Source organism: Streptomyces sp. PU-14G, from assembly GCF_041028275.1.
In the GTDB taxonomy this organism is placed as follows: domain Bacteria; phylum Actinomycetota; class Actinomycetes; order Streptomycetales; family Streptomycetaceae; genus Streptomyces.
Genome location: NZ_JASKYT010000267.1, coordinates 1 through 10,009, shown reverse-complemented (window position 1 = coordinate 10,009; position 10,009 = coordinate 1). Strand labels below are relative to the sequence as shown.

The following is a 10,009-nucleotide window of genomic DNA, read 5'->3' as shown; positions in this document are numbered from 1 at the left end:
CCTCCACCTACTACTACCGGCAGATCTACTGCTGCTTCTTCCGCGACAAACACGGCATCACCGCCCTGGAGACCATCGGCACCGACAACGCCACCTTCGAAACCGACTACCCCCACGTCGACTCCACCTTCCCCCACACCAAAGACATCGCCCTCGACCACGTCGCCGGACTCGACCAGACCACCATCCACAAACTCATGCGCGGCAACGCCATCCGCATGCTCGACCTCGACCTCACCTAACGGACCACGGCTGATGGACCTGACCTACACGCCCGAGGAGGAGGAGTTCCGGGCCCGGCTGCGCACCTGGCTGGCCCGGGAACTGCCCACACTGCCGCCCCGCCCCGACCCGCTGGACTGGCCCGCACGACGTGCCTACGACATGGACTGGCAGCGCCGGCTCCACGACGCCGGATACGCCGGCCTGCACTGGCCGAAGGACGCGGGCGGACAGGGCGCGACCCCCACCCAGCACCTGATCTACCTGGAGGAGACGGAGGCGGCCGGAGCCCCCTACGTCGGCGCCGGATTCGTCGGGCTGCTCCACGCCGGGCCGACCATCGCCGCCGAGGGCACCGCCGAACAACGTGCCCGCTGGCTCCCTCCGATCCTGCGCGGCGACCAGGTGTGGTGCCAGGGGTTCTCGGAGCCGGACGCGGGCTCCGACCTGGCCTCGCTACGGACCCGCGCGGTACGCGACGGTGACCACTACGTGGTCACCGGCTCCAAGATATGGACCTCACACGCCGAGGTCGCCGACTGGTGCGAACTGCTCGTCCGTACCGACCCCGACGCCCCGCGCCACCGGGGCATCACCTGGCTCGCCCTCCCCATGGACGCGCCCGGCGTCACCGTTCGGCCCCTGCGGACGCTGGCAGGCTCCACGGAGTTCGCCGAGGTCTTCCTCGACGAGGTGCGGGTGCCCGTCACCCACCGCGTGGGCGACGAGAACGACGGCTGGCGCGTCACCATGGTGACGCTCTCCTTCGAGCGGGGCACCGCCTTCGTCGGCGAGGTCGTCGCCTGCCGCCGTACGCTGCGGCTGCTCGCGCAGCACGCCAGGAAGACGGGCCGCTGGGACGACGACGTGCTCCGCCGCAGGCTCGGCCGGCTCAACGCGGAGTTCACCGCACTGTGGCGGCTCATCCAGTGGAACGTCAGCGAGGCCGCACACGGAATGCGCAACGGCGGCACAGGCATACCCAAAGAGGGCGGCTCCGTCTTCAAACTGCGCTACTCCCACGCCCGCCAGGAGCTGTACGACGCGGCAGCCGCGGTCCTGGGCCCCGACGCCCTGGACCTGGCGCAGGAGTGGACCCGCGAACGGCTCTCCTCCCTCTCGTACACCATCGCCGCCGGCACCTCCCAGATCCAGCACACCATCCTGGCCGAGCGCATCCTCGGCCTGCCGAGGGGACGGTGACGGCACTCCATGGACTTCCGGCTGACCGACGACCAGGAGGCGCTGCGGCGCGGCATGCGGGAACTGCTCGACCGGCACTTCGGACACACGGCGCTACGCGAAGCGGCCAGCGCCGACGCGGACCGCACCGCGCCCCGACAGGGGCCCACGCAGAGGCCTGTGCAGCGGCCCACGCAGGGACCCGCGCAGTGGCCCATGCAGGAGCCCGCGCAGGGGACCGATCCGGTGGCGGGGTCCGCCCCCGTGCCGGGGCATGGCCCGGAGCGAGGGCACGCCTCAGCGGCGATGGGGGAGGAGTTGGCGCGGCTATGGGGGGAGTTGGGGGAAGCCGGACTGTTCTCGCTGCGGGCGGACCAGAGCGCGGGCGGAGTCGGCCTCGGCCTGCCCGAAGCGGTGCTGCTCTTCGAGGAAGCAGGCCGCGCACTGTTGCCGGGCCCGCTGGTCGCCAGTCACCTGGCGGGAAGTTGGGGGCTGGTGCCCGGAGCGGCGGAGGGGCAGGTGGTGGTGACGGCGATGGACGCGCGGCCGTCGCCGTTGGAAGCTGTGTCGTCCCCTGCGGGCGCGGCCCCCGGCGGCATGCTGGTGGAACACCTGGACGCGGCGGACGCCGTGTTGGCCGTGGGGGACGGCGAGGTACGCCTTCTGGAGGCCACGGGCAGAACGCGCGGCGAGACCGACAACGACGGCGAGGAAGCGGGCGGCCTGCTCGCCGCCGAGCCCGTTCGGTCGGTCGATCCGCTCACCCCGCTGTACCGGGTGGCCGGGCGGCCGTCCACCGGAACCCGGACGCCCCGAGACCGCGAGGGAAAGCGGCTGGGGGGATGGCGGGAGGAGCGACTTGGGGGGCGGCTGGAGGAGTCGCTAGAGGCATGGCGGGAGGAGCGACTGGGAGTGCGGTTGCCCACGGCGGACGGCGACGTGCTGCGCCGTGAGGCCGGTGTGCTCACGGCAGCGCAACAACTGGGCAGCGCCCGCCGCACGCTGGAGCTTGCCGTCGGATACGCCAGGGAACGCGAACAGTTCGGGCGGCCGATCGGTACCTTCCAGGCGGTGCAACACCTGTGCGCGGGGATGCTGGTGCGCGCGGAAACGGCACGGAGCGCGGTGTACGCAGCCGCCGTCACGCAAGGGGATGAGGAGACGTGCGCCGCGAAGCTCCTCGCCGACGAGGCCGCCACGGCCAACGCCCGCGACTGCCTCCAGGTGTACGGCGGCATGGGCTTCACCTGGGAGGCCGAGGTGCATCTGCACCTGAAGCGGGCCTGGTTGCGTGCCGAGCAGTGGGTGACCTCGGTGGCCGCTGAGGAGAGACTGGCCACTGCCCTGCTGTGACCGTTTCGCAGGCCTATCCGGCCTATGCCTTGCATACCCCTGTATCCGCCGAATACGGACGGATGGTCCCCACTGCCATGGAGGAGAACACGTGAACAGTGGTGGTTACACAGGGTCATGCGGGCTGTCTCGTGAGGCGCGCCTCGCCTGGGGCGACGACGGCGCCGAGCGCCCGCATCCGGGTACGGGCATCGGCGCACGGGGGGTCGCCGCCCGGGACAACACCGCAGCCACGACGCCGCGCAGGACTGTCGCACAGGCCGTCGCACAGTATGCCGTGCCGATACTCCTTTGCGCCGGAATATGCCTGAAGCGCTTGTTGCCCTCACTATGAGCAACCATGCTGGGCGTACTGGAGTCACAATCCGTGACTACATGGAGACGCGAGGCGATGTGTCCGCCAGTTCGGATGGTGTGAGCGGTGCAGGTGCTTCTGGAGCAGTTGGAGATCGGATCCGATCCGACGGAGGTGGGGCGCGCCCGTAGGTGGGCCAGGGCCCGGCTCGCGGGGGCCGGGGTGGCTGCCGACGAACCGCTGGCCGAGACGCTGATTCTGCTGATCTCGGAACTCGTCACCAACGCAGTGGTGCACACCGGATGCCCGGCTGTGCTGTGCATGCTGCTTCCCAGTCGGTGTGGGCGTGAGGGCGCGTGCGAGACGGTGGAGTCCGTGCGCGTCGAAGTCGCCGACACAAGCAGCCGCGCCCCGCGCCACCGCCAGGCCGAGGGCGGGGACACCGGTGGCCGCGGCCTGGAGCTCGTCTCCGGTCTCGCCGACCGTTGGGGTTGGGAACACGAGCCGGGCGGTAAGCGCGTCTGGTGTGAACTGGATGCCGCGCCACCGGGGCCGGGGTGTGCCCTCGCGCCGCCCGCGTACGGTGAGTTGCGAGCCGGCGCGGAGCTGCGGACGCATCCGGAGGCGGCGCGCAGGGCCGCCGTCGAGGAGAGCGGCCCGCGCTCCCGGACCGATACGTGCGCCGAGCCGACGATGCGCACCCGCGTCAACGTCGTGGAAGCGGGGGCTGGCGCGTTCGGCTGAACGTGCGCCGGGACGATTGGGGTAAAACCCCCAAAGTCCAGACCAGGTGTTGACGACTCGTGGCGGTTTGATCACCCTTGGGTGGAGCGATTCGTCGTGAGGGGACGCCGAGGAATCCCGGATTCCTCGGCGAGTACGGGTCGCTGTCCGGCGCCAACCTTCGTGCGAGGCCTGTCCGAGGGCCGTGCGAGGCAGGGCCCCCGAGCGCCGGAGTCGGGTGGCGGTACGCCGTGCCGTGCTCGGGGCGCGCATCAGCGCACCGCCACCCGTTCGTGTATCCGACGCCCCCAACTCCGCCTCCATTCTCGGCCTGGCTCCGACGACGGCCCGGCGCCAGCCTCGGCCTGGCTCTGTCTTGGTCTGGCTCGCGCGTACGGGAGTTGCCAACCCGGGCGGCCTCCCTCTCCTCCCCTCCTCTCCTCCCTGCACAGCCCCCGCCGCTCACAGCACCGCCACCGGCGCCACCGGTGCCCCCGTACCGCCCGTGAAGGGTTCGGGCGGCGCCGAGAGCAGGAAGCTGTAGCGGGCCGCGTCCGCGCAGGCTTCGGACAACTCCTCCAGATTCCAGTTCTGCCCCTGGAGCATCCCCATCTCGACGAGGTGGAGGGCATGGACCGGCAGCCACAGGTTCTCGATCTGCGGGGGCACGATCTCGAAGGTGAGAGTGTCGTTGGCGACCGCGGCCACATCGCGGGCGTGGAACCACTCCGGCGCGCGGATCGAGAGCCCCGGGGACGGGTGGGCGTAGGCGCGCTTGTCGCCGGCGAGGAAGTGGCGCAACTGGCCGGTGCGGACGAGGACGATGTCCCCGGCCCGCACCCGTGTGCCCGCGAACTCCTCGGCCGCCTCCAGGTCCTCGGGCCCCACCGCGTGGCCGCTTGCCAGCTGCTGTTCGCCGCGGGCGCGCGCGACGTCGAGCAGGACACCGCGTGAGACCAGGGGCCGCGTCTTCTCGATGCCGCTGAACGTGGCGCCTCCGTGGGCGGTGATCGAGGTGGCGGGACGGTCGTTGTAGATCCGGCCGCCGTGTGAGACATGGCCGAGGCCGTCCCAGTGGGTGGCGGCCTGCAGGCCCATGGTCACCACGTCGTCACTGGTGGCCACGGCGCCGGGGCCGAACATCTCCAGGTTGAGGGCGACCATCGTGTGCAGCGGGTTCACTCGGCCGGGGATCATCCCGGTCTGCACACCATCCTGCTGAAGCGGCAGCGCGAGCGGGACGCGGCGACCGCTGCGCACGCTCGCCGCCGCCTGCCGCACCGCCTCGTCGGTCACCAGGTTGAGCGTTCCCACCTCGTCGTCGGCACCCCACCGGCCCCAGTTGTTCACCCGCCTGGCGATCTCGGCGAACTCGGGGCACTCCGCGGGCACGGTCATCTCTCCTCCAGAACGGGACGTCGGAAGTGGGGGGTTGCGGGGCTCTTGTGTTCGGGCGGCACCTGCCGAAGAATCTAACGGGTCGTCAGATAACTCGGGAGGGGGACGGACGTGGGCAATTTCTTGGCCGGAAAGGTCGTCGCCGTCACGGGCGCCGGGCGCGGCATCGGCCGGGCGGTGGCGCTGGCCTGTGCGAGCGAGGGCGCCAGGGTCGTCGTCAACGACTACGGAGTCGGCGTCGACGGCGGCGAGCCGCACAGCGAGATAGCGGAAGCCGTCGTCAAGGAGATCACCGCGGCGGGCGGCCAAGCCGTGGCGGTCGCCGACGACATCTCCGCCATGGTCGGCGGCCAGCGCGTCGTCGACACCGCCCTGGCCCGGTACGGGCGGCTCGACGGGGCCGTCTGCGTGGCCGGCATCCTGCGTGAGCGCATGCTTTTCAACATGAGCGAGGAGGAGTGGGACCCCGTGGTCGCCACCCACCTCAAGGGCACCTTCACCGTCTTCCGCGCCGCGAGCGCCGTCATGCGCCAACAGCGCGGCGGTACCCTCATCGGCTTCACCAGCGGCAACCACCAGGGCTCCGTCTCCCAGGCCAACTACGCGGCGGCCAAGGGAGGCGTCATCTCCCTCGTGCGCAGCGCGGCCCTCGGTCTGCACAAGTACGGTGTCACGGCCAACGCCGTCGCCCCCGTGGCGCGCACCCGGATGTCCGCAGGGGTGCCCACGGAGCTGACGGAGATCGGTGAACCCGAAGATGTCGCTCCTCTCGTCGTCTATCTGCTCAGCGACCAGGCCAAGGCCCAGGAGATCACCGGACAGGTCTACACCGTCGCCGGCCCCAAGGTCGCCGTCTGGGCACAGCCCCGCGAGCTCCGGGCCGCCTACGCCGACGGCGCGTGGACGCCCGAGCAGCTCGCCGAGGCCCTCCCGGGCAGCGTCGGGCAGGACCCGATGCCCCTGCTGGAGCGGCTCAAGGAGATGGCCGAGGCCGCCGCACGCAAGGACCGCCCCAACGCCTGAGCCGGCGCCGTGCCATAGGGCATCCGGGATGTTCCGGATGCCCTGGATGCCCGGGCCGTCGGGGCATCCGGAGTGCCCGAAGTGGCCGGAGTGGCCGGAGTGGCCGAAGTGACCGGGCGGTCCGGGGCGTCCGAGCGGTCCTGGTGGCGGGCTGTCCCGGATGGATGCCCGGGGTGTTCGGGACGTCCGGGCGTTCCGGGCGTTCGGGCCGCTCGCCCGCTCCGTTGCGTCCGCGTCAGCGCCCTCCACTGGGGTGGAGGCGCTCTCTGCGGGACGGAGAGCGCCTCCGCGGTGGCGACCGCGGGTTCCGCTGCGGGTGGGTGGAGGTGATGCATGCGGGCCCCCAAAAAAGTCGCGGCGCGCGCGGACTTCGCCGTGGCGGTGCACGCGCTCTCCCCGTCGGCTTGGCGAGAGCCGACGCGAACATTCCCGTCCAGCACGCGCTGGGCCCGCCCAGAGAGGCAAGCACGTGACGACGAAACCGAGCAGCAGCGGCACCAGCGCGTCGCCGGGCACCGGGAAGGCCGCCGGCGCGCCCGCCCCCGGCCGGGCGGGTGCGCCGCGAACCTACCGGCACTGGATCGCCGGCGCCTGGCAGCAGCCCGCGCGCGGCCATTACCAGATCACCGACCCGGCCACCGAGGAGCCGGTCGGGTACGCCCCGGAGGGGAGCGCCGGCGAGGTGGACGCCGCCGTCCGCGCGGCCCGCGCCGCCCAGGAGGAGTGGGCCGACACCGATCCCCGTGAACGCGCTCGGGTACTGGAGAGGATCGGTGCTCTCCTGACCGAACGCGGCCCCGGGCTCGTACCACTCCTTCAGGCCGAGACCGGCTCCACCCTCAAGGTGGCCCGCGGAATGCAGCTGCCCACCGCCGCCGACCGCTTCCGCCGGTACGCCCGCGGTGCGGTGGAGCCCGACACCGTACCGCTCGCCCCGCAGCCCGTACCGGCCAGTGCCCTCGCCTCCGGCGGGCTGATCGGGGCGGCTGCCGTGCGCCGCCCGATGGGTGTGGTCGGGTGCATCACCTCCTACAACTTTCCTGTCGTCAACCTCGCGGGCAAGGTCGCGCCCGCACTCGCGATGGGCAACGCCGTCGTCTGCAAACCCGCGCCGCAGGATCCGCTGGCCTGCCTGGAACTGGGCCCACTGCTCCAGGAGGCCGGACTGCCCGACGGGCTCTACAACGTCGTCACCGGCTCGGGGGCGACGCCGGGCGAGGCCTTGGTCGCGCACCCGGACGTCGACATGATCAGCTTTACCGGCTCCACCTCCGTAGGAAAGAAGATCGCGGAGCGGGCGGGACGAGGCATGAAGCGCACCCTCATGGAACTGGGCGGTAAGGGTGCGGCGTTGGTGCTGGACGACGCGGACGGCCGGGTCCGCGAGGCGGCACTGGGCTCGGTCGCCTCGACCTGGACCTTTCACAGCGGCCAGATCTGTACGGCACCGACGCGTGCGCTCGTACACCGCTCGTTCTACGACGAGTTCGTGACTGCGCTTTCACGCTACGCCTCCGCACTGACGCTCGGCGATCCCACGAATGAGCGAATCGTGGTCGGGCCGCTGATCTCCGTGGCCCAGCGCGACCGGGTCGAGGCGCACATCGCCGCGGCCCGTGACCAGGGCGCGACGGTGCTGGTCGGAGGCGAGCGGCCCGTCGAGCCCGGTACCGGTTTCTACGTCGCGCCCACGCTGATCACCGAGGTCACGCCGGAGATGACCGTCGCCCGCGAAGAGCTGTTCGGCCCGGTCGTCGTCGTCCTCCCGTTCGAGGACGACGACGAGGCCGTGCACCTCGCCAACAGCACCTCGTACGGGTTGTACGACTACGTCTTCAGCGGCGACACCGGCCGCGCGTGGCGGCTCGCCGGCCGGCTGCGCAGCGGCAACGTCGGCATCAACACCGTCCAGCGGCACCCGGAGACGCCGTTCGGCGGGTTCAAGGACTCCGGAGTCGGCCGGGACGGCGGGGTGTTCGGTCTCCACGCCTACAGCGAACTCCAGTCGGTCGTCTGGTCGTCGTGATCGCTCGATGGGGTACGGCCGTCGGGCCGGTGGCCGTCGCCTTCGCAACGGGGCGTAGGGCCGGACACGCCCGGTCGCGCCGCCAAGGAGGAGGAACGCAGTCATGAGGGGACCGAGCGAAGTGAGGGCGAAGGCATGAGAGGCGTGATTGTCGACAGCGTGGCCCCGGCGGTGACCGCCGCTCGCTCACAGGCGGCTACTCAGGCGCGGACCGCAGGCCGGGCACAGGTGGTGGACGACCTCGACGTACGCGCCCCTGGGCCCGGCGAGGTACTCGTCGGCATCCGTGCCGCGGGGCTGTGCCACAGCGACCTTTCCGTCATCGACGGAACGATTCCGTTCCCACGGCCAGTGGTCCTCGGGCACGAGGGCGCGGGCCTGGTCGAGGCGGTGGGGGAAGGTGTGCGGCACGTGACGCCGGGGGATCACGTTGCGCTGTCCACCATCGCCAACTGCGGTGCGTGCCCCGAGTGTGCGCGGGGCAGGCCGACCATGTGCCGCAGTGCCATCGGCAGACCCGAAAAGCCCTTCCGTCGGGACGGCAGGCCACTGCACAACTTCGCCGCCACCTCGGCCTTTGCCGAGCGCACGGTCGTCAAAGCCGTGCAGGCGACACCGATCCCCCGTGACATCCCGCTGACCTCCGCCGCGCTGATCGGCTGCGGCGTCCTCACCGGCGTCGGTGCCGTGCTCAACCGGGCGAAGGTCGGCCAGGGCGAGTCCGTGGTGGTGCTCGGTGTCGGCGGCATCGGGCTCAACGTGCTCCAGGGAGCGCGGATCGCGGGGGCGGGCCCGATCGTCGCCGTGGACGCCAATCCGGCGAAGGAGGACGTGGCCCGCCGGTTCGGCGCCACGCACTTCGTGACCGCGTCACCGGGCGCGGCCCGTCCGGCCGCCACGCACGGTGGAGCTGACGCGTCCATCGGGGCCGCCACGGCCGCAGGGGCCGATACAGAGGATGCCGCCTCTGGGCCTGCCGCCACCGAGGCCGCCGTGCGGGCGATACTGCCCGACGGTGCGGCGCACACCTTCGAGTGTGTCGGCAGCACGGCTCTGGTGCGGCAGGCCATCGATCTCCTGGACCGACACGGACAGGCCGTGTTGTTGGGCATGCCGGCGGCCGACGCGGAGGCCACATTCGTGCCGGCGGCGATGTTCCTGGACAAGTCCGTGCTGGGCTGCCGCTACGGATCCGCCCGGCCGCCCCGCGACATCGCCCTCTACGCGGACCTCTACCGCCAGGGGAGGTTGCTGCTCGACGAGCTGGTCACCGAGGTCTATCCGATCGAGGATTTCGACCGGGCAGCGGAGGACGCACACCACGGCCGCGTGGCACGGGCGGTGCTGACCTTCTGAGCGGGCGCTCATCCGGTGAGTCGTCCGAAGGGGGGCGCCCACGCCTCCACGCGGCCATGGTTCAGGAGGAGCGGGCTTCGGCCATGGTGTCGGCCGCAGTCACCGGATCGGCACCGGCCAGGGGGCCGGTGACGTCCATGGAGCCCTCGTCCAACGCCCCGACGCGGAAGGTGCGGCGGTAGGCGCGAGGGGAGACGCCGAGGGAGGCGTGGAAGTGCTGGCGGAGGGAGGCCGCGGTACCGAAGCCCGCGTCGGCGGCGACGCGTTCGACGGGCAGGTCTGTTTCCTCCAGCAGGTGGCGGGCGTGTTCGATGCGCTGCTGGGTCAGCCAGCGCAGCGGGGTGATGCCGACTTCTTCGCGGAAGCGGCGGGTGAAGGTGCGGACGCTCATGGCTTCTTGGTCGGCCAGTTGTTTGAGGGTGAGGGGGCGG

General features: G+C 71.6%; 9 protein-coding genes. 7 read left to right on the top strand and 2 right to left on the bottom strand.

The window, feature by feature from the left end; genetic code table 11:
* From AB8Z75_RS25290 to AB8Z75_RS25275, 4 genes are all read left to right on the top strand, one after another.
* A partial coding sequence (locus tag AB8Z75_RS25290; protein ID WP_369205779.1) for an amidohydrolase family protein occupies positions 1-242 on the top strand: 242 nt, incomplete at its 5' end.
* A 13-nt stretch (positions 243-255) separates the two neighbouring features.
* Positions 256-1,425, top strand: coding sequence for an acyl-CoA dehydrogenase (locus AB8Z75_RS25285; RefSeq protein ID WP_369205777.1), 1,170 nt, complete (start codon positions 256-258; stop codon positions 1,423-1,425).
* 285 nt (positions 1,426-1,710) lie between these two features.
* Positions 1,711-2,757, top strand: coding sequence for an acyl-CoA dehydrogenase family protein (locus tag AB8Z75_RS25280; RefSeq protein WP_369205782.1), 1,047 nt, complete (start codon positions 1,711-1,713; stop codon positions 2,755-2,757).
* A gap of 421 nt (positions 2,758-3,178) precedes the next feature.
* Entirely contained in the window at positions 3,179-3,796 is a 618-nt protein-coding gene (locus AB8Z75_RS25275; protein ID WP_369205775.1) for an ATP-binding protein, read from the top strand.
* A 441-nt stretch (positions 3,797-4,237) separates the two neighbouring features.
* Here the strand turns inward: AB8Z75_RS25275 and AB8Z75_RS25270 are convergent, their stop codons facing one another.
* Entirely contained in the window at positions 4,238-5,173 is a 936-nt protein-coding gene (locus tag AB8Z75_RS25270; protein ID WP_369205773.1) for a cyclase family protein, read from the bottom strand.
* Positions 5,174-5,284: 111 nt separating this feature from the next.
* Here AB8Z75_RS25270 and AB8Z75_RS25265 point away from each other — a divergent pair, with 111 nt between their 5' ends.
* The 3 genes from AB8Z75_RS25265 to AB8Z75_RS25255 all read left to right on the top strand — a co-directional run bounded on the left by AB8Z75_RS25265 (position 5,285) and on the right by AB8Z75_RS25255 (position 9,578).
* Positions 5,285-6,196, top strand: coding sequence for an SDR family oxidoreductase (locus AB8Z75_RS25265; protein WP_369205771.1), 912 nt, complete (start codon positions 5,285-5,287; stop codon positions 6,194-6,196).
* A gap of 580 nt (positions 6,197-6,776) precedes the next feature.
* Positions 6,777-8,222 (top strand): aldehyde dehydrogenase, encoded by a 1,446-nt coding sequence (locus tag AB8Z75_RS25260; RefSeq protein ID WP_369205780.1) that lies wholly within the window; start codon positions 6,777-6,779, stop codon positions 8,220-8,222.
* A 135-nt stretch (positions 8,223-8,357) separates the two neighbouring features.
* Complete coding sequence (locus AB8Z75_RS25255; protein ID WP_369205769.1) at positions 8,358-9,578, top strand: alcohol dehydrogenase catalytic domain-containing protein; 1,221 nt, start codon at positions 8,358-8,360, stop codon at positions 9,576-9,578.
* 61 nt (positions 9,579-9,639) lie between these two features.
* Here AB8Z75_RS25255 and AB8Z75_RS25250 read toward each other — a convergent pair.
* Positions 9,640-10,009 (bottom strand): helix-turn-helix domain-containing protein (locus tag AB8Z75_RS25250; RefSeq protein ID WP_369205767.1); only part of this gene is annotated, 370 nt, incomplete at its 5' end.